21 protein-coding genes are annotated in these 21146 nt (G+C 71.4%); 8 read left to right on the forward strand and 13 right to left on the reverse strand.

The annotated features are described in order from the left end of the window. Positions 1–27 precede the first annotated feature (27 nt). On the reverse strand, positions 28–489 hold the full coding sequence (locus ACFYRY_RS27100; RefSeq protein WP_389150809.1) for an ATP-binding protein: 462 nt from the start codon (positions 487–489) through the stop codon (positions 28–30). 329 nt (positions 490–818) lie between these two features. On the opposite strand from ACFYRY_RS27100, the gene ACFYRY_RS27105 reads away from it, so the two are divergent. Both ACFYRY_RS27105 and ACFYRY_RS27110 read left to right on the forward strand, forming a co-directional pair. Further along, a complete protein-coding gene (locus tag ACFYRY_RS27105) occupies positions 819–1646 on the forward strand; it encodes an enoyl-CoA hydratase family protein (protein WP_389150812.1) in 828 nt (275 codons plus the stop codon). A gap of 71 nt (positions 1647–1717) precedes the next feature. Beyond that, complete coding sequence (locus ACFYRY_RS27110; RefSeq protein ID WP_389150815.1) at positions 1718–4024, forward strand: bifunctional salicylyl-CoA 5-hydroxylase/oxidoreductase; 2307 nt, start codon at positions 1718–1720, stop codon at positions 4022–4024. Between the two features lie 52 nt (positions 4025–4076). Here the strand turns inward: ACFYRY_RS27110 and ACFYRY_RS27115 are convergent, their stop codons facing one another. Further along, positions 4077–4904 carry a PaaX family transcriptional regulator C-terminal domain-containing protein gene (locus ACFYRY_RS27115; protein ID WP_389150818.1) on the reverse strand — a complete coding sequence of 276 codons (828 nt, stop codon included), beginning with the start codon at positions 4902–4904 and terminating at the stop codon, positions 4077–4079. Positions 4905–4919: 15 nt separating this feature from the next. Beyond that, positions 4920–6536, reverse strand: coding sequence for an AMP-binding protein (locus ACFYRY_RS27120; protein ID WP_389150820.1), 1617 nt, complete (start codon positions 6534–6536; stop codon positions 4920–4922). 148 nt (positions 6537–6684) lie between these two features. Between ACFYRY_RS27120 and ACFYRY_RS27125 the strand changes: the two genes are divergently transcribed. Continuing rightward, positions 6685–7872: an acyl-CoA dehydrogenase family protein gene (locus tag ACFYRY_RS27125; RefSeq protein ID WP_389150823.1), complete on the forward strand. Its 1188-nt coding sequence runs from the start codon at positions 6685–6687 to the stop codon at positions 7870–7872. Beyond that, a complete protein-coding gene (locus tag ACFYRY_RS27130; RefSeq protein ID WP_389150826.1) occupies positions 7869–8267 on the forward strand; it encodes a RidA family protein in 399 nt (132 codons plus the stop codon). Before ACFYRY_RS27125 ends, ACFYRY_RS27130 begins: the two co-directional genes overlap by 4 nt. A 48-nt stretch (positions 8268–8315) precedes the next feature. On the opposite strand, the gene ACFYRY_RS27135 is transcribed toward ACFYRY_RS27130, so the two are convergent. Next, entirely contained in the window at positions 8316–8510 is a 195-nt protein-coding gene (locus ACFYRY_RS27135; protein WP_389150829.1) for a DUF5999 family protein, read from the reverse strand. A 226-nt stretch (positions 8511–8736) separates the two neighbouring features. On the opposite strand from ACFYRY_RS27135, the gene ACFYRY_RS27140 reads away from it, so the two are divergent. Beyond that, positions 8737–9204 carry a DUF6299 family protein gene (locus tag ACFYRY_RS27140; protein WP_389150831.1) on the forward strand — a complete coding sequence of 156 codons (468 nt, stop codon included), beginning with the start codon at positions 8737–8739 and terminating at the stop codon, positions 9202–9204. 81 nt (positions 9205–9285) lie between these two features. Here ACFYRY_RS27140 and ACFYRY_RS27145 read toward each other — a convergent pair whose 3' ends face one another. The 9 genes from ACFYRY_RS27145 to ACFYRY_RS27185 form a co-directional block, all read right to left on the reverse strand. Then, positions 9286–9738 carry a flavodoxin family protein gene (locus ACFYRY_RS27145; RefSeq protein WP_389150833.1) on the reverse strand — a complete coding sequence of 151 codons (453 nt, stop codon included), beginning with the start codon at positions 9736–9738 and terminating at the stop codon, positions 9286–9288. Positions 9739–9763: 25 nt separating this feature from the next. Continuing rightward, positions 9764–10285 (reverse strand): DUF6174 domain-containing protein, encoded by a 522-nt coding sequence (locus tag ACFYRY_RS27150; RefSeq protein ID WP_389150836.1) that lies wholly within the window; start codon positions 10283–10285, stop codon positions 9764–9766. Between the two features lie 89 nt (positions 10286–10374). After that, the gene (locus ACFYRY_RS27155) at positions 10375–11124 is read right to left on the reverse strand and encodes a DUF1775 domain-containing protein (RefSeq protein WP_389150839.1); all 750 of its coding nucleotides are present in this window, start codon (positions 11122–11124) and stop codon (positions 10375–10377) included. Beyond that, a complete protein-coding gene (locus ACFYRY_RS27160; RefSeq protein ID WP_389150842.1) occupies positions 11006–11851 on the reverse strand; it encodes a hypothetical protein in 846 nt (281 codons plus the stop codon). Before ACFYRY_RS27160 ends, ACFYRY_RS27155 begins: the two co-directional genes overlap by 119 nt. A 153-nt stretch (positions 11852–12004) precedes the next feature. After that, positions 12005–12565 carry a carbonic anhydrase gene (locus ACFYRY_RS27165; RefSeq protein WP_389150845.1) on the reverse strand — a complete coding sequence of 187 codons (561 nt, stop codon included), beginning with the start codon at positions 12563–12565 and terminating at the stop codon, positions 12005–12007. A gap of 19 nt (positions 12566–12584) precedes the next feature. Continuing rightward, positions 12585–13253, reverse strand: a complete 669-nt coding sequence (locus tag ACFYRY_RS27170; RefSeq protein ID WP_389150847.1) for a DsbA family protein — start codon at positions 13251–13253, stop codon at positions 12585–12587. 82 nt (positions 13254–13335) lie between these two features. After that, positions 13336–14007: a hypothetical protein gene (locus ACFYRY_RS27175; RefSeq protein WP_389150850.1), complete on the reverse strand. Its 672-nt coding sequence runs from the start codon at positions 14005–14007 to the stop codon at positions 13336–13338. 193 nt (positions 14008–14200) lie between these two features. Then, on the reverse strand, positions 14201–14719 hold the full coding sequence (locus tag ACFYRY_RS27180; protein ID WP_389150852.1) for a hypothetical protein: 519 nt from the start codon (positions 14717–14719) through the stop codon (positions 14201–14203). A gap of 103 nt (positions 14720–14822) precedes the next feature. Next, positions 14823–16778 carry an amino acid transporter gene (locus ACFYRY_RS27185; protein ID WP_389150855.1) on the reverse strand — a complete coding sequence of 652 codons (1956 nt, stop codon included), beginning with the start codon at positions 16776–16778 and terminating at the stop codon, positions 14823–14825. 419 nt (positions 16779–17197) lie between these two features. Between ACFYRY_RS27185 and kdpF the strand changes: the two genes are divergently transcribed. Genes kdpF through kdpB form a run of 3 tightly spaced genes read left to right on the forward strand, consistent with a single transcriptional unit; the run spans position 17198 to position 21143 of the window. After that, positions 17198–17287, forward strand: coding sequence for a K(+)-transporting ATPase subunit F (kdpF, locus tag ACFYRY_RS27190; RefSeq protein ID WP_389150858.1), 90 nt, complete (start codon positions 17198–17200; stop codon positions 17285–17287). Between the two features lie 32 nt (positions 17288–17319). Next, on the forward strand, positions 17320–19014 hold the full coding sequence (gene kdpA / locus ACFYRY_RS27195; protein ID WP_389150861.1) for a potassium-transporting ATPase subunit KdpA: 1695 nt from the start codon (positions 17320–17322) through the stop codon (positions 19012–19014). Then, the gene (gene kdpB / locus ACFYRY_RS27200; protein ID WP_389150863.1) at positions 19011–21143 is read left to right on the forward strand and encodes a potassium-transporting ATPase subunit KdpB; all 2133 of its coding nucleotides are present in this window, start codon (positions 19011–19013) and stop codon (positions 21141–21143) included. Before kdpA ends, kdpB begins: the two co-directional genes overlap by 4 nt. Positions 21144–21146 lie beyond the last annotated feature (3 nt).

The following is a 21146-nucleotide window of genomic DNA, read 5'->3' on the forward strand; positions in this document are numbered from 1 at the left end:
GCTCGCGAGTCCGAGCGGTGTCCGCTCCTACTCCACCGGCCGCCGCATCGCCGGCATCGCCGGCAGCCTGAACCACACCGCCTTGCCGGACCCGGTCGGGCGGTGACCGCAGGACGAGCTGAGCGTGCGGATCAGCAGCAGGCCCCGCCCGTGCTCCTGCCAGGGATCGGGCTCGATGTCCAACGGGCGGGTGAGATTGCCGGGCGGTGCCGGGTCCGGGTCGTGCACCTCGACCTGGCAACCGGTCGGCAGCAGTTCCACCACGAGCTCTATCGGCGCGTCCCCGGTGGTGTGCTCCACGGCGTTCGCCACCAGCTCCGCCGTCAGCAGCTCCGCGGTGTCGCTGTCCGCCCCGTGGTCCAGCTCGGCCAGCGCGGTGCGCACCAGGGCTCGGGCCACCGGCACCGCCGCGGCGGAGTGCGGCAGCGCGATACGCCAGGAGGCGGAGGCCGGGGCGGAGGGGCGTTCGTGCAAGGCGGTTCCGTTCATGAGCAGGCTGTCCTGCTTTCAACCTGATGAATGGTAGCGGCGCGCTTGGCGGAGGCTTCCGACGGGCACCGTGCGGGACCGTCGGCCCCACTGCTGGGCGGCTTACCCGGGTGAACGTCCCGCCTCGCACGGCTGCTCCCACCGTTACCGGGATGTGGACGATCCGTGACGGCTGTGACGGCGCCGGGTCATCCGGAAGGTTCGCGTCCAAGTCGGTGGCATATCGCGGCGTATCGCGTACTCATGACGACAGTCACGAATGAGTGACAGCCTCAACGGGTAGAGCTCCGGAGGCAGTGCCCGCCGCTCGAACGAGGAGGCCGCACCTCGTGAGTCCCTTCACCGGCTCCGCCGCCCGCACCCCGCGCTGGGAGCACCTCCGCGTCGACCTCGCCGACGGTGTCGCCACCGTCACCCTGGCCCGCCCCGACAAACTCAACGCGCTCACCTTCGGCGCCTACGCCGACCTGCGCGACCTGCTCGCCGAGCTGTCCCGGGAACGGTCCGTGCGCGCCCTGGTGCTGGCGGGGCAGGGGCGTGGCTTCTGCTCCGGCGGCGACGTCGACGAGATCATCGGTGCCACCCTGGCCATGGACACCGCCCAGCTCCTCGACTTCAACCGGATGACCGGACAGGTGGTGCGGGCGGTACGGGAGTGTCCCTTCCCGGTGATCGCGGCGGTGCACGGGGTGGCGGCCGGCGCGGGCGCGGTGCTGGCCCTGGCGGCGGACTTCCGGGTCGCCGACCCCACGGCACGCTTCGCCTTCCTCTTCACCCGGGTCGGACTCTCCGGCGGCGACATGGGCGCCGCCTATCTGCTGCCCAGGGTGGTCGGCCTCGGCCACGCGACCCGCCTGCTCATGCTGGGAGAGCCGGTGCGGGCGCCGGAGGCCGAGCGCATCGGCCTGATCAGCGAACTGGCGGAGGACGGCCACGCGGACGAGGCCGCACGGACCCTGGCCCACCGCCTGGCCGAGGGCCCGGCCCTCGCGTACGCCCAGACCAAGGCCCTGCTGACGGCCGAACTGGACATGCCGCTGGCCGCGGCGGTGGAGCTGGACGCCTCGACCCAGGCGTTGCTCATGAACGGCGAGGACTACGCCGAGTTCCACGCGGCGTTCACGGAAAGGCGACCACCGAAGTGGCGGGGCCGGTGATGCCCACCTCAGGGGCACGTACCTCAGGGGCACGTACCTCAGGGCCGCGGGGAACCGGGCGACAAGCCTCCATGAACCGGCACCCGCCGACGGCGATCAATCACCCCCGACGCATAGCGATCATCGGCGGCGGCCCCGCCGGCCTCTACGCGGCCGCGTTGCTCAAACGCCTCGACCCCACCCGCAGAATCACCCTCTGGGAACGCAACGCCCCCACCGACACCTTCGGCTTCGGCGTGGTCCTCTCCGACGAGACCCTCGGCGGCATAGAACACGCCGACCCGGTCGTTCACGAGGCCCTGCAACGGCACTTCGTCCGCTGGGACGACATCGACATCGTCCACCGAGGCACCCGCCACACCTCCACGGGACACGGCTTCGCCGCCCTGGGCAGACGCCGGCTCCTGGAGATCCTGCACGAGCGCTGCCGCTCGCTCGGGGTGGAGCTGCGGTTCCGCTCCCAGGCGCCGGACCCGGCCCGGCTCGTAGGGACCCATGACCTCGTCATCGCCGCCGACGGTGTGCACAGCACCACCCGCGAGGCCTACGCCCCCGTGTTCCGGCCCCAGGTGGCCGCCCACCGCTGCCGCTATGTCTGGCTGGCCGCCGACTTCGCCTTCGACGCCTTCCGCTTCGAGATCGCCGAGACCGAGTACGGCGTGATGCAACTGCACGCCTATCCGTACGCGGCCGCCTCCTCCACCGTGATCGTCGAGATGCGGGAGGAGGTGTGGCGGGCCGCCGGGTTCGCGGACCTCGACGAGCAAGAGTCCGTGGAGCGCTGCGCCAAGATCTTCGCGGACGCGCTGGGCGGCAGGCCGCTCAGGTCCAACAGATCGGCCTGGACCACGTTCCGTACGGTGGTCAACGAGCGGTGGTCGCACGGCAACCTGGTGCTCCTCGGCGACGCCGCCCACACCGCCCACTTCTCCATCGGTTCCGGCACCAAGCTCGCCGTCGAGGACGCGCTGGCTCTCGCCGCCTGCCTGGAGGAACAGCCGTCACTGGAACGGGCGTTGGCGGCCTACGAAACGCAGCGGCGCCCCGTCGTCGCCTCCACCCAGCGCGCGGCCCGCGCCAGCCTGGAGTGGTTCGAGAACCTCCATCTCCATCTCGACCAGCCGCCCCGCCAGTTCGCCTTCAACCTGCTCACCCGCAGCCGCCGCGTCACCCACGACAACCTGCGTCTGCGCGACGCCCACTTCACCGAGTCCGTGGAGCGCGAGTTCGGCTGCCCGCCCGCGACGCCTCCGATGTTCACCCCGTTCCGGTTGCGCGGTCTGACCCTGCGCAACCGGGTCGTCGTCTCGCCCATGGACATGTACTCGGCCACCGACGGCCTCCCCGGCGACTTCCACCTCGTCCACCTGGGGGCCCGGGCACTGGGCGGGGCCGGTCTGGTGATGACCGAGATGGTGTGCGTGTCCCCCGAGGGGCGGATCACGCCCGGCTGCACCGGCCTGTACACCGGCAGGCAGGCCGAGGCCTGGAAACGGATCACCGACTTCGTGCACGCGCAGGCGCCCGGCACCGCGATCGGCGTGCAGCTCGGCCACAGCGGGCGCAAGGGCTCGACCAGGCTGATGTGGGAGGGCATGGACGAGCCCCTGGAGGACGGCAACTGGCCGCTGGTGGCAGCGTCCCCGCTCCCGTACAAGCCCTCCGGCCAGACGCCCCGTGCCCTCACCCGCGCCCAACTGACCGACATCCGCGAGCAGTTCGCCGCAGCCGCCCGACGGGCCGCCCGCGCGGGCTTCGACCTGCTCGAACTGCACTGCGCCCACGGCTATCTGCTCTCCGGCTTCCTCTCCCCGCTGACCAACCTGCGCACCGACGCCTACGGCGGCCCACTCGAGCGGCGACTGCGTTTCCCGCTGGAGGTCTTCGACGCCGTACGGGGAGTGTGGCCGCAGGAGAAGCCCCTGACCGTCCGGATCTCCGCCACCGACTGGGCCGAGGGCGGCACCACGGCCGAGGACGCCGTCGGGATCGCCCGGGCCTTCGCCGCGCACGGCGCCGACGCGATCGACGTCTCGACCGGTCAGGTGGTGGCCGACGAACGGCCGGAGTTCGGGCGGTCGTACCAGACGCCGTTCGCCGACCGGATCCGCCACGAGGCCGGCGTCCCGGTGATAGCGGTCGGCGCGATCTCCTCCTGGGACGACGTCAACTCGCTGATCCTGGCCGGGCGTACGGACCTGTGCGCCCTGGCCCGCCCGCACCTCTACGACCCGCACTGGACGCTGCACGCGGCCGCCGAGCAGGGATACGACGGGCCTGGCGTCCGCTGGCCGGCGCCCTATCGGGCGGGCAGCCGCCGGCCAAGGACAGGACGGTCCGAGGAGGCCCCCAAGCCCCGCCTGAACATGGGGACTTGAAGCGGGACGTTCCGCTGCGGCGGCGCGGAAGCGGCGGATCTCGTCCGGTGGCTCACGCACCCTCGGCGCGCACCCCGGCGAACCCGGCCCCCGCGTCGCGCAGCCGCTCGTGCAGTCCCCGGAACACCGCCGCCGACCTGCCACCCGGCCAGCCCTCCGGCAGCAACGAGGCCGGCAGGCCGGGGTCGGCGTAGGGGAGGTGGCGCCAGGAGTCCAGGGCGAGGAGGTAGTCGCGGTACGCCTCTTCGGGCGGGGTGTCCGTGCGCCGCTCCCAGTCGCGCAGCACCCCGGCGTGGTCGTCGAGGAACGCCTCGTGCTCCTTGGCGATCGCGGCCAGGTCCCACCAGCGGGTGACCGCCTCCAGGGTCGGTGCGAAGCCGAGGTGCTCGCCGCGGAAGAAGTCGACGTACGGATCCAGACGCAGCCGCTCCAGGGTGTGCCGGGCCTCCTCGTACAGCCGCGCGGGGGCGAGCCACACGCCGGGCGCCGCCGTGCCGAAGCCGAGACCGGCCAGACGGGAACGCAGCACATGCCGCTTCTGCCGCTCCGGCTCCGGCACCGAGAACACCGCGACCACCCAGCCCTCGTCCTGCTCGGACGGGGTGCCGTAGATACGCCGGTCACCGTCGTCGAGCAACTGGCGGGCCTCCGGTGACAGTTCGTATCCGGCGGCGCCCTGCGCGGTACGCGCCGGGCGGAGCAGCCCGCGCCGTTTGAGCCGGGACACCGACGAGCGTACGGAGGGGGCGTCCACTCCGACCGCGGCGAGCAGCCGGATCAGCTCGGCGACGGGTACCGGGCCTGGCGCGAAGCGGCCGTAGGCGCCGTAGAGCGTGACGATGAGAGACCGGGGTGCATGCTGGTCGGACACGTTGATCATCTTAGGTCGTCGCCATCACAGCTGGTCACCAAGGGTGTCACCTTCGTCGCCGGACGCGGTGCGCAGCCTGAACCGCTGGAGTTTGCCGGTCGCCGTGCGCGGCAGCGCGTCCAGCAGGACGATCTCGCGAGGGCATTTGTAGGGCGCCAGTTCGGATCTGACGAACGCCCGTAACGCCTCGGTGTCCCGGTCCGCGCCCTCCTTGAGGACGGCGTACGCCACCACGATCTGCCCGCGCGCCTCGTCGGACCGGCCCACGACCGCCGCCTCCACCACGTCCGGGTGCCGCAGCAGGGCGTCCTCGACCTCCGGTCCGGCGATGTTGTACCCGGCCGAGATGATCATGTCGTCGGCGCGGGCGACGTACCGGAAGTAGCCGTCGGGCTCACGGACGTAGGTGTCGCCGGTGAGGTTCCAGCCGTCGCGCACGTACTCCCGTTGCCGCGGGTCGGCGAGATACCGGCAGCCGACCGGCCCGCGCACGGCCAGCAGTCCGGGTTCGCCGTCGGGCACCGGCTCGCCGTCCCCGTCCTGCACGCGCGCGTACCACCCCGGTACCGGAACTCCGGTCGTCCCCGGCCTGATCCGCTCGTCGGCGGCGGAGACGAAGATGTGCAGCAGTTCGGTGGCGCCGATGCCGTTGATGATGCCGAGGCCGGTCCGCTCGCGCCAGGCCCGCCAGGTGGCGGCGGGCAGGTTCTCGCCGGCGGAGACGCACCGGCGCAGGGACGAGGTGTCGTACCCGTCGAGGTCGCCGAGCATCGCGCGGTAGGCGGTGGGAGCGGTGAACAGGACCGAGACCCGGTGTGCGGCGATCGCGGGCAACAACTGCTTGGGCCCCGCCTGTTCCAGGAGCAGGGCGCTCGCGCCGGCCCGCATCGGGAAGACCACCAGGCCGCCCAGCCCGAAGGTGAAACCGAGCGGGGGACTGCCGGTGAAGACGTCGTCCGGGTGTGGCCGCAGCACGTGGCGCGAGAAGGTGTCCGCTATCGCCAGCACATCCCGGTGGAAGTGCATACAGCCCTTCGGGCGGCCCGTGGTACCGGAGGTGAAGGCGATCAGCGCGACGTCGTCGGCCGCGGTCCGTACGGCGTCGTACGGCTGTTCCGGCGTCCTGCGGCGCAGCAGGTCGTCGGGGGCGTCACCGCCGTACGCCGTGATCCTGAGCCCCGGGATCCCGGCCCCGACGAGGTCGGCGAGGGCTCGGGTGTCGCACAGGGCGTGCCGCACCTGGGCCATCTCGCACATGGTGCTCAGCTCGTGCGGCCGCTGCTGCGCCAGCGCGGTGACGGCGACCGCGCCGGCCTTCAGGACCGCCAGCCAGCAGGCGGCCAGCCAGGGGGTGGTGGGGCCGCGCAGCAGGACTCGGTTGCCGGGGACGATCCCGAGGTCGCGGGTGAGGGTGTGCGCGATGCGGTCCACGCGGGCGCGCAGATCGCCGTACGTCCAGGTCTCCCCGGCGGGCGTGTGGAACACCGGCCGGTCCGGGGCCTGCCCGGCGAGGAGTTCGGCGGCACAGTTCAGACGCTCGGGGTAGTCCAGCTCCGGCAGGTCGAAGCAGAGCTCCGGCCACTGGTCGGGGGGCGGGAGGTGGTCGCGCGCGAAGGTGTCGACATGGGCCGAGGGGTTCAAGACGGTTCGCCCCCTTGCCTCGTGGGCATCGGTGGTGGGCATCCCGGGCGGGTTCGCGCAACGAGCGTATCGTGTTGGTGACGACAGTCAACGGTTCGCGATACCGTCGGGAGAGGACCGCGCAGCCGCGGGGGAGAGGGGACCGGCGATGCCCGCATTCTCGCTCGAACCAGTACGGACCGCGTGGGGCGCCCAGCTGCGTGCCCTGGCCGCGGACCGGCTGCGTCCCCTCGCGGAGAAGGGCGAACCGGGTCACGTCAACCGTCCGCTGGTCGCCGAACTCGGCCGACTCGGCCTGCTGGCCCGCCTGTTCACCTCCGGCGCCGTCGACCTCTGCCTGATGCGGGAGTCCCTCGCCTACGGCTGCACCGAGGCCGAGACCGCGCTCGCCCTCCAGGGCCTGGGCGCCCATCCCGTCCACGCCCACGGCACCCCGGCCCAGCGCGAACGCTGGCTGCCCAGGGTGGCCGACGGCACCGCGGTGGCGGCCTTCGCCCTGAGCGAGCCGGGGGCCGGGTCGGACGCGGCGGCGCTGTCGCTGCGGGCACAGCCGGGGGAGGGGCCGGACCGGGCCGCCCACGAGGGACCCGCCGCCTCCCTCGACGCCGAGCCCGACGGCCCCGCCCGTTGGCGGCTCACCGGCGAGAAGTGCTGGATCTCCAACGCCCCCGAGGCCGACTTCTACACCGTCTTCGCCCGCACCACCCCCGGGGCCGGAGCGCGTGGTGTCACCGCCTTCCTGGTCCCCGCCGACCGGCCGGGGCTGACCGGCACCCCCCTCGACATGCTCTCGCCGCACCCCATCGGCAGCCTCGACTTCGACGCCGTCCCGGTGACGGCCGACGACGTCCTCGGCGAGGCCGACCGCGGCTTCCGGGTCGCGATGAACACCCTCAACCTCTTCCGTCCCAGCGTCGGCGCCTTCGCGGTCGGCATGGCACAGGCCGCCCTCGACGCCACACTCGACCACACCGCCCGACGGAACGCCTTCGACGGCACGTTGCGGGACCTCCAGACGGTCGCCCACCGGGTCGCCGAGATGGCCCTGCGCACCGAAGCGGCCCGCCTGATGGTGTACGCGGCGGCGACGGCGTACGACGAGCGGACACCGGACGTCCCCCGGCGCGCGGCGATGGCGAAACTGCTCGCCACCGAGACCGCGCAGTACGTCGTCGACGCGGCCGTCCAACTGCACGGCGCCCGCGCCCTGCGCCGCGGCCACCTCCTCGAACACCTCTACCGCGAGGTACGCGCCCCGAGGATCTACGAGGGCGCGAGCGAAGTCCAACGCGGCATCATCGCCAAGGAGTTGTACGCGAGTCTGGAGGACAGGTGACAGCCGAGCGCGTCAACCCGCCCGAACTCTCCCCGCCCACCGGCTTCTCCCACGCGGTCGTCGCCACCGGGTCCCGGACGGTGTTCCTGGCGGGCCAGACCGCTCTCGACGTCAACGGCAAGGTCGTCGGTGACAGCCTGCCCGAGCAGTTCGAGCGGGCGCTCACCAACCTGCTGACCGCGCTGCGGGCGGCGGGCGGAACCCCGTCCGACCTGGCCCGCGTCACCGTCTACGCCACGGACGTCGTCGCCTACCGCACCCACGCGCCCGAACTGGGCCGCATCTGGCGGGAGTTGGCGGGACGGGACTATCCGGCCATGGCGGTCGTGGAGGTGGTACGTCTGTGGGACGAGCAGGCGACGGTGGAACTCGACGGCTTCGCCGTGCTGCCGTAGCCGCCCGTGAGGCCTGCGAGGGCCTGCGGGGCCCGCGCCGACCAGTCGTCAGGCGGCGATCGTCAGCCGCTCGACAGGCACCCGGTGCGGGGCGACGATCCGGCCGTCCGGCAGCAGCTCGCCGGTGTCGTCGAAGACGATCGAGCCGTCGCAGAGCAGGCTCCAGCCCTGCTCGGGGTGGGCGGCGACGACGTGCGGGGCAGGGCTGCCGGCGGGGTGGGTCGAGGGCTGGTGGGAACACATGGCGCACCTCCACGTCGGTAGGACCATCAGAGCGGGTCCGTATGGACAGACCATCCTCCCGGAGTGAACTCACCGGAACAGCTCGCCGCGAAGCGTGACAACACGCGGACAACACCCGGACGGTTTGACGACCCTCGGATCCAACTCGCCACCGAAGGGGTGACGATCACGGATGTGGACGAGTGGGACCGGTACCAGTGGGAGACCCGACCCAGGAGGTCTTCTCATGTCCGTGCGCCATGCCCTCGGCACCGCCGCCGGTGCCGCACTGCTCCTGCTGGCCGCGCCCGCGGCCTTCGCCGCCCCGGTCCCCACCGACCCGGCCCCCGGCGACCCGGCCCCCGCCGACTCGTCCGAAACGGTGACGGTCGACCCGACCGGCCGGATCGCGTCCGACGGCACCGTCACCCTCTCCGGCACCTACCGCTGCACCCCCGGCACCGGCCCGGTGCTCGTGAGCTCGTCCGTCGACCAGGCCTCCTCACCCATCCGCCACAGCATCGGCGGCACCCGTGCGGTGTGCGACGGCGCGGAGCACCCCTGGCAGAACAGCGGCAGGCCGCTGCTGAGTCCGCCGAGACTCGGCGCGGCGCACGTCGAGGTCACCCTGATGGAGCTGCACCCGCAGGGCGGCCTGCCGCTGCCGGTGTTCCACGCGACCGCGGAGCAGGAGATCACGCTGATGGCGGGCTGATGGCGGCCTGAATCGAGGGCTGACAGGGCTGACCCGCGGCGGTCATCCGTCAGCCGGTCAGCCGGTCAGCCCGTCGGCCGGTCAGTCCATCAGCCCCGCGGCGACCGTGCCGCCCAGTTCCCCGCACGCCTCGATGTCCGCCTTGCCGGGCTCGCCCGTCACGGTCACGGCCTCGGCGGCCCGTCGCCAGCCGAGGCCCGTCGTGATCGCCTCGATACCGCGGACCGCCCCGGTGACGTCGTTGCCGCCGTGCACGTAGTAGCCGAACGGGCGGCCCCGCGTCGTATCGAGGCACGGGTAGTAGACCTGGTCGAAGAAGTGCTTCAGCGCGCCGGACATGTAGCCGAGGTTCGCCGGTGTGCCGAGCAGGAACCCGTCGGCGGCGAGCACGTCGGACGCCGTGGCGGCCAGCGCGGCCCGCCGCACGACGCGGACGCCCTCGATCTCCGGGTGCGTGGCACCGGCCACGACGGCCTCGAAAAGCGCCTGGCAGTTCGGTGAGGGCGTGTGATGCACGATCAGCAAGGTAGCCACCCTCCCACCCTGTCACGAGCGGACGTCACCGATGTCGCTGCTTGCGCGCGACTTCGTAGGCGCTGACGACATACAGGGCCTCGTCGTCCACGGCGTTCGTCTCCCAGTCCAGGAAGATCCGCACCGGGTGGCCGTCCGCCGCGTACCGAGCCTCGGCGACGTCCGCCTTGTCGTGCCGCGCCCGCTTCAGCTCGTCCAACAGCCTGCCGAGAGTGGGGACCTCATCGGGAAGTCGCCGCACCACCCGCCGGCCGCTGTCGTCGAGGCCGACCGCTTCGGCCACCGCCCCGTCCCGGACCGTCACCCGGAAGGCCCCGATCAGGGCCCGTTCCCCCTCACTCGACGTCAGTGTGTACGCGTACGAGGCGGGTTCCTCCCAGGAGGACTCGCTGTGCGGCTCCACGGTCATCGGGGCGGGCTCCGCTTCGGAGCCCGGCGGCGTCGCCGCCTCGTTCCCGCAGGCGGCAGTCGAGCCCAGGAGCCCCGCGAGTCCCACGAGCAGCAGTGCGGCGGAGGTGAACCGAGCGGGAGAGCGTACGGCGGTCATGAGGGCCCCTTTCGACGACGGTTACTGCTACGACGCCGGCCGGCCCGACAACGTTCGGACCGACCGGCGTCGCCACCGCCTTCGAGCGGTCAGCTCCCGGACGACGCGCCGCGCCTGCGCACCAGCCACCACGCACCGCCACCGACAACGGCCAGCACCACGAGAACCCCGCCGATGATCAAGCCGGTCGAACTGTCGTCGTCAGTCTCCGCGGCCTCGGTGTCGGTGTCCTTGGCCTCGGCCGAGGCCCCGGACACGGTGGCCGACGGGCCCGGCTCGGGCGCCTCGGAGCCCGCCGAGCTCTCCGTCGCGCTCGGGCTCGGGCTCACCGGCTTGGCACCCGGCGCCGCCGCCTTCAACTTCAGGACCGGCGCGGGCTGTTCGGGCTCCGCACCGCCGCCCGGCAGCTCGATCCAGCGGGAGACCTCTCCGTCGCTGTAGGTCTCGACCGTCTTGAAGGCGATCTCCTTCGCGTCCGGCAGCTGACGGACCTTGATCTTGTGCTCGGCGTCGACGCCGGTCTTCAGGGCCGGACCGGCGACGCTGTAGCCGTCGCCGGTTGCCTTCAGCTTCCAGCCCTTGGGGGCCTCGTCGAGCGTCACGTCCCCGGGAGCGATGCCTTCGGGCAGCACGACGCGCACCTCGGTGAAGCCCGCCGAGTCGGACTCGGCCTCGGAGACGAAGCTGAGGGTGACGTTCTCGGCGAGGGCCTGCGAGGTGTCAGCCTCGACCTCCGCGTGCGCGGCGGCCGGCGCGGCCAGGGCGAGGGTGGCCGTCAGCGCGGCGGCACCGGCGAGAGCTGCGCGACGGCCGACGCGGGCAGCCGAGCGGATGGACATGGACACAGGGGGACTCCTTGCGGGTACGGGAAGAACGGCCCCCTGGACGCGGGGACCGGATGACGGACCGGAGGTGCTCCCGTGGCGGTGGTCCCCTGCGTACCACCGAGTGCTCCAGTACGTCGTCCCAGGCGGGTGCCGCTGCCTCAAAGGAGGAGCCCGGCCCGCGGCCGGGCAGCGCGGACACCAGCCTGCCGGGGCCGCTGACCGGCCGCCGCAGCGCCTGAGCGAGGGCCTCCACGGCCGCCCTGGCCAGCGTGGAGAGCGCGTCGAGCGCGGCCGTCATCCGGGCGTCCGCCCGCTGCAGCAGCCAGGCCACCACCAGCGCGGCCACCACATGGACGAGCGTCATCGCCGCGCCGGCGTGATGCCAGGTGTGGCCGTCACCGGCCACCTCCGTGCCGTGCCCGGTGTGCGCCGTGTGCCCGGGCATGCCCGTCCGCATGTCGCCGTCCGTCAAGGACAGCACGAGATGCAGCAGGCCCTGCGTCGCCAGTGTGCAGGCGACGGTCGCGGCCGGTGTGTAGCGACGGCGCGCCAGTGGCCAGACGGCCGCGAACAGGGCCACCGCCATCGCACCCGCCGACCGCCAGGGCACCGTGCCCTCGGCGATCGCGTGGTGGCCGAAGGTCGCGAGCACGGTACCGAGCACCGCGAACAGGCCGGCCCGCGCGCAGGTTCCCGCGCGGCCGGCCCGGCCTGTTGCCGGCAGCTGATGTCCGGTCACGTGATCACGCGGCACGGTCGTCCATCATTCCCTACCGGGCGCCTCGGCGAGTCGCTCCGGTGACCGGCGAGGCGGTCCTTCGGCGTGGATGAGCCGAGCGGGGCAGGTGACGGGCGTTCACCTCGTCGTATACGTCAGATCCGGTGGGGCCGTTCACAGCGGCAGGAAGGTGTTGGCGCGGGCGTGGTGGGCCAGGGTCGCGCCGGTGTCGATGTCGTGGAACCAGGCGTGCAGGTGCAGCGAACGGTCGGCCAGCCGGGGCGCGACGCACGGGTGGTCGCTGAGCGCGTCCAGTTGGCTGAGGACGTGCCAGTGGTCGGCGGCCGTGACGTCTCCGGCCAGCGGTGCTGCTTCGCCGTCGGATCCGGTGACGCCCGCGATCGCCAGGTTGTCGAGCATCGCCGCGGTGACGACGTCGCAGCGCGAGTGGCCGCAGACGATGATGGCGGAGACGTTCAGCTCGTTGACGGCGTACTCGATGGTTCTCGACTCGGCGGTGGGCGCCTTCTCGTCGTAGGGAGGTATGAGCCCTCCGTACGTGCGCAGTTCGAAGAGGTCCCCGGGCCGGGCGGCGGTGAGCAGGCCGGGTACGAGGCGGGCGTCGGAGCAGGAGATGAACATCGCCCGCGGCTGGCGGGCGGCGCTGTCCAGGGGCATGGCGTGGGCGGCGGCGCGCGCACGGAACACGCGCGCCTGGTCGGTCAGGTACTGCATGGTGCTGCCTCCCAGCGGGTCAGTCGGACAGCCGGTCGTCGATGAGTGCCTTGAACTCCCGGTAGGAGCCCGGGGTTTGGATCCTGGTGCCGTCGACGAGGAAGGTCGGGGTGCCTTGCACGTCCAAGGCGAGGCCGTCGCGCTGGTCGTCCTGGACGCGTCCGGCCACCTCCGGGTCGGCGAGGTCGGCGTCGAACTGGGCGATGTCCAGGCCGAGTTGCCTGGCGTAGTTCCGGAAGACGGACTGCTTCCAGTCCTGCGACTCGCCCCACTCCTGCTGGGTGTTGAAGAGCTTGGTGTACATCTCCTCGAACCTGCCCTGACGGGCGGCGGCTTCGGCGGTGCGGGCGGCGAGTTCGCCGTTGCGGTGGCCCGGCATGGGGAAGTAGCGGGCGACGAAGGTGACCCGGTCGCCGTACTCCTCACGCAGTCTCTCCACGACCGGGTACATCGCCCCGCACGCCTCGCACTCGAAGTCCAGGAACTCCACGACGGTGAGCTCGCTCTTCTCCGGCTCGGTCAGCCGGTGACTGGACGCGCGCACCGGCAGTGCCTCGGCGGCCGGCTGCACGTCCAGGCCACCGCCGCCCCGGTCGTCCGGGGCGAGCAGCAGGTAGGAGCCGATCGCGGCGGCGAAGCCGGCCATGAGGACGGCGGCGACGATCAGGTGTCTCTTCAGCTTGTTCATGATTCCTCGGTGGTACGGGGGTCGGCGGGCGCCGGTCGCGGGCGCGCGGACTCGCCCGTCGTGCGGCCCTCGCACCACCCCGTCAGGGCAGGCTGAGAGCGCCGACCGGCGTCGGCCGGAGAAGGGCGGACAGACCGTGCCGGACGCGCGGCGGCGCCCTGCCCTCGTGGAACCGCACCAGCAACGCCGACCGCAGCGGCGCGGCGCGCGGCGGAAACGCGGTCCGCGGTCCGGTGCTGGGCCGGCCGCCGAGCAGCGGCCAGAGGAACAGCAGCAGCCGCCGTACCAGCACCAGGAGCGAGGTGCTCTGCCACAACAGCCGCTCGGTGACGCCCAGCAGACGGGCGGTGAGCAGCAGGGTGACCAGGTGCCCGGCGAGCAGCACCGAGGCCGGCGGCCCGGCGACCGTGTCGTGGGCGAGCAGCCAGGCGGGCGCGCCCGACGAGCCGCCCTGCCCGGTCACCGCGGCGCAGGCGCCGGGCAGCGAGTAGACGATGTGGTAGGCGAACTGGGCGAGGGCGAGCACGCCCAGCAGCTGGGCGTCCGTCATGCGACGCCGGGACAGGACGGTCGCGCTCGGCAGCGCGACGGCCGCCGTCGCGACCACGCTGACCCACCGGGGAGCATGGCCCTGCGACAGCACGTGTCCGGCCAGCGGCAGCAGCACACACAGCACCGCGAGCACTCCGGCCCGAACCCCGCGCAGCACACCGGACGCCGGCGAGCCGACTCCTCGCAACCAGTGCGTGCGCATCAGATCGGACCTTCGGACGGTCGGTCCGTCACGGAACGGACGGAGCGGACGACGGAGCAGACGGAGCAGACGGAGCAGACGGAGCAGACGAATCGGATGACGGAGGGCGCGACCGCGCACCCCGCACCCCCGGCAGCGTACCGACCGACCTGTTCGGGGCCGCACGACAGGGTGGGGCACGGGCAGCGCCCGCTCAGGAAAGCCCGGACACCCTCAGGACCGCTCGCGTGATCTCGTCGTCGATCCGGTGGCCGAGCCGTTCCAGGACGTCCGCGCCGTGCAGGAGCGTGCCGCGCTCGACGGAGCGGTGGACGCCGGTGTCGAGCTCGTGCCAGATCAGGGGGTTGGCGGTGAGGACGCGGGGGTCGAGTTCCAGGCGTCCGCCGTGGACGTCGCGCAGCACCAGGTGCGAGGAGACGTTGCCGTACTGCCGTACGGCCACCAGTGCGTCCGTGCGCACCAGGTACCGGCGCCAGGGGGTGCGGGCCGCCAGCCAGCCGGGGCCCGCGGTCACCCGGTGCGGGAGGAGGACGGCGAAGACGGTGGCGGACAGGGTCAGCCACAGCAGGGTGCGCGGGAGCGTCAGGCTGCCCGCGTCCCAGTCCACGAGCAGGAACAGGGCGCACAACACCAGGGCGCAGGTCGCGGCCAGCCGGACGCTGCCGCGCCAGTGGTGGTCGCCGGCCGGGGCGCATGGCGCCATCGGTGTCATGGCACTGACGCTAGGCGGCTGTGCGGGGCCGGGAAACGGTCGCTGACGGGGTCCTGACGCCGTACGGGTGAATTTTGATGTGATCCTGACGCGGACGGCGGGCTCAGCCGGTGTGGACGCGGGGCCGCCGGGTGCGGTCCGGTTCCGCCTCGCGCAGCACCTCCCGGGTGACCGGGGCGACCTCGCCCTGGCCGAAGAGGAAGAAGCGCAGGAAGTTGGCGAAGGGTCCGCCCTCGGTCCACTCGAAGTAGATGTGCGGGATGCCGCCTGTCGTGTCGCGGGCGTGCAGCAGCAGCGCGGCGAGGGCGTTGGGGATGGAGGAGGACTCCATGGTCAGCACGCGATAGCGGTTGTGCAGGACCTCGCCGCGTACCGTCAGGCCCGCCTCGAACTCGGAGGGGTCGGTCACCGTCACCTCGACGAAGACGAAGTCGTCCTGCTCCGGCATGTCGTTGTCGGCCCGGATCTGCTCGATCTTGTCGCGGTACTCGGCCTTGTCGCGCCGGTCGGGCTGGTTGGCGATGAAGCGCAACTTGCGGCTGGCCATGTCACGGATGAAACGTTCCGCCATGTCGTCCAGCGTCACGCTGGTCACGCGGAGCTCGAAGGCGCGGGCCAGGCGGGAGAGCAGGGAGACCAGGATGATGCCCGCGATGAAACAGACGCCGATCTTGACGCCGTCGGGGCGTTCGATGACGTTGGCGACGGTGACGTAGAGGAACACCGCCGAGATGACGGCGAAGCCGACCGTCCAGCCCCGCTGGCCGGCCTTGCGGGCGGCGATGGTCACGGCGATCGCCGCCGAGCTGATGAGGACCAGCACGCCGGTGGCGTAGGCGCCGCCCTGTGCGTCCACGTCCGCGTCGAAGACCCAGGTGACGAGGAAACCGATCAGCGTGAAGACGATGACCATCGGCCGGACGGCCCGTGCCCAGTGCGGGGCCATGCCGTAGCGGGGCAGGTAGCGCGGCATCAGGTTCAGCAGACCGGCCATCGCCGAGGCGCCCGCGAACCACAGGATGGCGATCGTCGACACGTCGTAGACCGTGCCGAAGGCACCTCCCAGGTACTGGTGGGCCAGGTAGGCGAGGGCGCGTCCGTTGGCCTGACCGCCGGGCTCGAACTCCTTCTCCGGGATGAGGAGGGTGGTGATGAAGCTGGTCGCGATGAGGAAGACGCTCATGATGAGAGCGGCGGAGGTCAGCAGCTTCCTGGTGTCGCGGATACGGCCATGGGGGTGCTCCTCGGTGTCGCCGCCGTCGCCCTTCACATGGGGCATGACCGCCACGCCGGTCTCGAATCCGGACAGGCCGAGGGCCAGCTTGGGGAAGACCAGCAGCGCCACGCCGACCATGGCGAAGACGTTGCCGTGCTCGGCGGTGAGCGCGTCGGCCCAGTCGGTGATCACATGGCCCGCCGTGGCGACATGCCACCCGCCGACGGCGATGACCACGACGTTCAGCGTGAGATAGACGCCCACCAGGGCGACCGCGACCCCGATCGCCTCCAGGAAGCCCTTGAGGAACACCGCGCCGAGCAGGGCCACCAGGATGAGTGTGATCACCATCTGCTTGTCGTGCAGTGCGCTGTTCAGGTGCGGGTTCTCGACCAGGTGGGTCGAGGCGTCGGCCGCCGAGAGCGTGATGGTGATCAGGAAGTCGGTGGCGGCGAAGCCCAGCAGGGTCAGGACGAACAGCTTGCCCTTCCAGAAGGACAGCAGCCGCTCCAGCATCGCGATCGAGCCCTCGCCGTGCGGGCTCTCCTCGGCCACGCGTCGGTAGACCGGCAGGGCACCGGCCAGCGTGACGATGACGAGCACGATGGTCGCGACGGGGGAGAGCAGACCGGCCGCGAGGGCCGCGATGCCCGGCTGGTAACCGAGGGTGGAGAAGTAGTCGACGCCGGTCAGGCACATCACCCGGTACCAGGGCTGGCCCTTGTGCGGGGCCTCGGGAGCGGCGTGCGGTCCGGTGTGGCCGCCCTCCTTGCCCATGTCGGACAGGCCCTGAAGCATCCACGTCCGCATACGGCTCGGCGGCGGGTGTTGCGTGGTGGCCATCGGCGGGCTCTCCAGGTGTGCGGCTCAGGATGGGATCCGGCCATGACGCGGACGGCACCACCAGCGTATGCAGAGCGTGACGTGAGAGCCGAGGGCTGGATCACACGCGGGCGTCAATCTTGCGTTAAGACCGGCTGCGAGCACGCCGGTGAGCTCCGCCGGGCCACGTACCCCGCGTGTCCGCCATGAGCCGGCTGACAGAGCCGCCGTAAGGGTCCCGTCAAAGGTGCGGGGACCGCCGTCAGGGAGTCGTCAACGACCGCCCGATTCCGGCCAGGGGCGGGTTTCCTGAGAGTGTCCGCTGCTCTTCGGAACCTCGTCTAGCTCTAGGAGTTCGCGATGGCCGATCTGGCCTTCGTCCTCATCACGATCGCGGTGTTCGCGCTGGTGGCCCTCGTCGCCAAGGGGGTGACGAAGCTGTGACCGCCGAGAACATCGTCGGCCTCGTCGTCGCCGTCACCCTGCTGGGCTATCTGGTCATCGCCCTGATCTTCCCGGAGAGGTTCTGACGATGACATCAGCTGCCACCGCAGCGGGTGACATGAGTCCCGTACTCGCCGGCGTGCTCCAGCTGCTCGCGCTCATGGCGGCGCTGGCGCTCGCCTACGCCCCCCTCGGCACCTACATGGCTAAGGTCTACACCTCCGACAAGCACTGGCGCGTGGAGAAGTGGATCTACAAGGGCATCGGAGCCAACCCGGACGCCGAGATGCGCTGGCCCGCGTACCTGCGCGGCGTCCTGGCCTTCTCGGCGGTGAGCGTCCTCTTCCTCTATCTGCTCCAGCGGGTCCAGGGCGTGCTGCCCGGTTCGCTGGGCTTCAAGTCGATCGACCCGGACCAGGCCTTCAACACCGCGGTGTCCTTCGTCACCAACACCAACTGGCAGTCGTACTACGGCGAGCAGGCCATGGGCCACGTCGTGCAGACGGCCGGTCTCGCGGTGCAGAACTTCGTGTCGGCCGCGGTCGGCATCGCCGTCGCCGTGGCACTGGTGCGCGGGTTCGCCCACTCCAGGCTTCGCTCCGGCGGGGGAACCCCCGTCCGAACCGGCGAGCTGGGCAACTTCTGGTCGGACATGGTGCGCGGCGTCACCCGCATCCTGCTGCCGCTCTCCGTCGTCACCGCGATCGTCCTGGTCGCCTGCGGCGCCATCCAGAACTTCTCCGGCATCCACGAGGTCGGCCAGTTCTTTGGCGGGCACCAGCAGTGGAACGGCGGCGCGGTCGCCTCACAGGAGGCCATCAAGGAGATCGGCACCAACGGCGGCGGCTACTTCAACGCCAACTCCGCCCACCCCTTCGAGAACCCGACCCCGTTCACGAACCTCTTCGAGATCTTCCTGCTGCTGGTCATCCCCTTCGCGCTGACCCGCACCTTCGGCATCATGGTCGGCTCCGTCAAGCAGGGGTACGCGATCCTCGCCACCATGGCCACCATCTGGGTCGGCTTCGTCGCGCTGATGATGTGGACGGAGTTCGCGCACCACGGCCCGGCGCTCCAGATCGCCGGGGGAGCGATGGAGGGCAAGGAGACCCGCTTCGGGGTCGGCGCCTCGTCGATCTTCGCGGTGTCGACGACCCTCACCTCCACCGGCGCGGTGGACTCCTTCCACTCGTCCTACACCGGCCTGGGCGGCGGCATCGCCATGCTCGGCATGCAGCTGGGCGAGATCGCGCCCGGCGGCACCGGCTCCGGTCTCTACGGCATGCTGATCATGGCGATCATCGCGGTGTTCATCGCCGGCCTCATGGTCGGCCGCACACCCGAGTACCTGGGCAAGAAGATCGGCACCCGTGAGATCAAACTCGCCGCCTGCTACATCCTCATCACCCCGGCCCTGGTCCTCGTCCTCGCCGCCGCCGCGATGGCCCTGCCCACCCCCGGCAACTCGATGACCAACAGCGGCGCGCACGGATTCTCCGAGATCCTTTACGCCTACACCTCGGCCGCCAACAACAACGGTTCGGCCTTCGCCGGTCTGAACGCCGACACCCAGTGGTTCAACAGCACGCTGGGGATCGCCATGGTGCTGGGCCGCTTCCTGCCGATGGTCTTCGTGCTGGCGCTGGCCGGTTCGCTGGGCGAGCAGAAGCCGGTGCCGGCCTCCGCGGGCACCCTGCGCACCGAGAAGCCCCTGTTCACGGGGCTGCTGGTGGGGGCGATCCTGATCATCACGGGTCTCACCTACTTCCCGGCCCTGGCGCTGGGGCCGCTGGCCGAGGGGCTGGCGTCATGACGGCCGACACGACGAAGCACGAGGACACGATGTCCACAGCCACCCCGACCCGGGCGCCGCACACCGACGTACCCACCGGACACAAGCCCGCCGAAGGCCGCGTGGGAGCGGGCCTCTTCGACCCCGGACAGCTGGTGAAGTCGCTGCCGGACGCGTTCCGCAAGCTGGATCCGCGGGTGCTGGTCAAGTCGCCGGTGATGTTCGTGGTGTGGATCGGCTCGGTGCTGACCACCGTGTTCTCGTTCAAGGACCCGGGCGACTGGTTCGGCTGGACCATCAGCGTCTGGCTGTGGCTGACCGTCGTCTTCGCCAACCTCGCCGAAGCGGTCGCCGAGGGCCGCGGCAAGGCGCAGGCCGACACCCTGCGCAAGGCCAAGACCGACACCGTCGCGCGTCGGCTCGTCGGGGATCGCGAGGAGCGGGTACCCGGCACCGAGCTGCGCATCGGGGACCTGGTCGTCTGCGAGGCGGGCGACATCGTCCCCGGCGACGGTGACGTCGTCGAGGGCGTCGCCTCGGTCGACGAGTCCGCCATCACCGGCGAGTCGGCACCGGTCATCCGTGAGTCGGGCGGCGACCGCAGCGCCGTCACCGGCGGCACCAAGGTCCTCTCCGACCGCATCGTCATCAAGATCACCACGAGGCCGGGTGAGACCTTCATCGACCGCATGATCAACCTGGTCGAGGGGGCGGCCCGGCAGAAGACGCCGAACGAGATCGCGCTGAACATCCTGCTCGCCTCGCTCACGATCGTCTTCCTGCTGGCCGTCGCCACGCTGCCGCCGTTCGCCGACTACGCGGGCACCCACCTGACGATGGTCGTGCTGGTGGCGCTCCTGGTCTGCCTCATCCCGACCACCATCGGCGCGCTGCTCTCCGCGATCGGCATCGCCGGCATGGACCGGCTCGTGCAGCGCAATGTGCTGGCCATGTCCGGGCGGGCCGTCGAGGCCGCCGGTGACGTCTCGACCCTGCTGCTGGACAAGACCGGCACCATCACCCTCGGCAACCGGCAGGCGTCCGAGTTCGTGCCGGTGAGCGGCACCACCGAAGCCGAACTCGCCGATGCGGCCCAGCTGTCGTCCCTGGCCGACGAGACGCCCGAGGGCCGCTCCATCGTCGTACTCGCGAAGGAGACCTACGGACTGCGCGAGCGTCACCAGGGCGAACTCGCCGGTGCGGAATGGATCGCCTTCACCGCCCAGACCCGGATGTCGGGCGTGGACGTCGACGGGCGCAAGGTCCGCAAGGGCGCGGCCGGTTCGGTCGTCGCCTGGGTCCGGGAACAGGGCGGCGAGGTGTCCGAGGACGCCGGCGCGCTCACCGACCGGATCTCCGAGGCGGGCGGTACGCCGCTGCTCGTGGCGGTCGAGGACACCGAGGGCGCACGGGTGCTGGGAGTCATCCACCTCAAGGACGTCGTCAAGGACGGCATGCGGGAGCGGTTCGACGAGCTGCGCCGGATGGGCATCAAGACCGTCATGATCACGGGCGACAACCCGCTGACGGCGAAGGCCATCGCGCGGGAGGCCGGGGTCGACGACTTCCTCGCGGAGGCCACCCCCGAGGACAAGATGGCCCTCATCAAGCGGGAGCAGGCGGGCGGCAAGCTGGTCGCGATGACCGGTGACGGCACGAACGACGCGCCGGCGCTGGCCCAGGCCGACGTGGGCGTGGCGATGAACACCGGTACCTCGGCCGCCAAGGAGGCCGGGAACATGGTGGACCTGGACTCCAACCCGACCAAGCTCATCGAGATCGTCGAGATAGGCAAGCAACTCCTCATCACCCGGGGAGCGTTGACGACGTTCTCCATCGCCAACGACGTGGCGAAGTACTTCGCGATCATCCCGGCGCTGTTCGCGGCGGTCTACCCGGGCCTGGACAAGCTCAACGTCATGGGCCTGTCCTCGCCCGACTCGGCGATCCTGTCCGCGGTCGTCTTCAACGCGCTGATCATCATCGCGCTGGTCCCGCTCTCCCTGAAGGGCGTCCAGTACCGGCCGGTCAGCGCGGACAAGATGCTGCGGCGCAACCTCACGATCTACGGCATCGGCGGCCTGATCGCCCCGTTCATCGGCATCAAGCTCATCGACCTCCTCATCTCCCTCATTCCCGGAATCGGTTGATCG

The sequence above is a fragment of the Streptomyces sp. NPDC005263 genome, assembly GCF_042872365.1.
Lineage (GTDB): Bacteria > Actinomycetota > Actinomycetes > Streptomycetales > Streptomycetaceae > Streptomyces.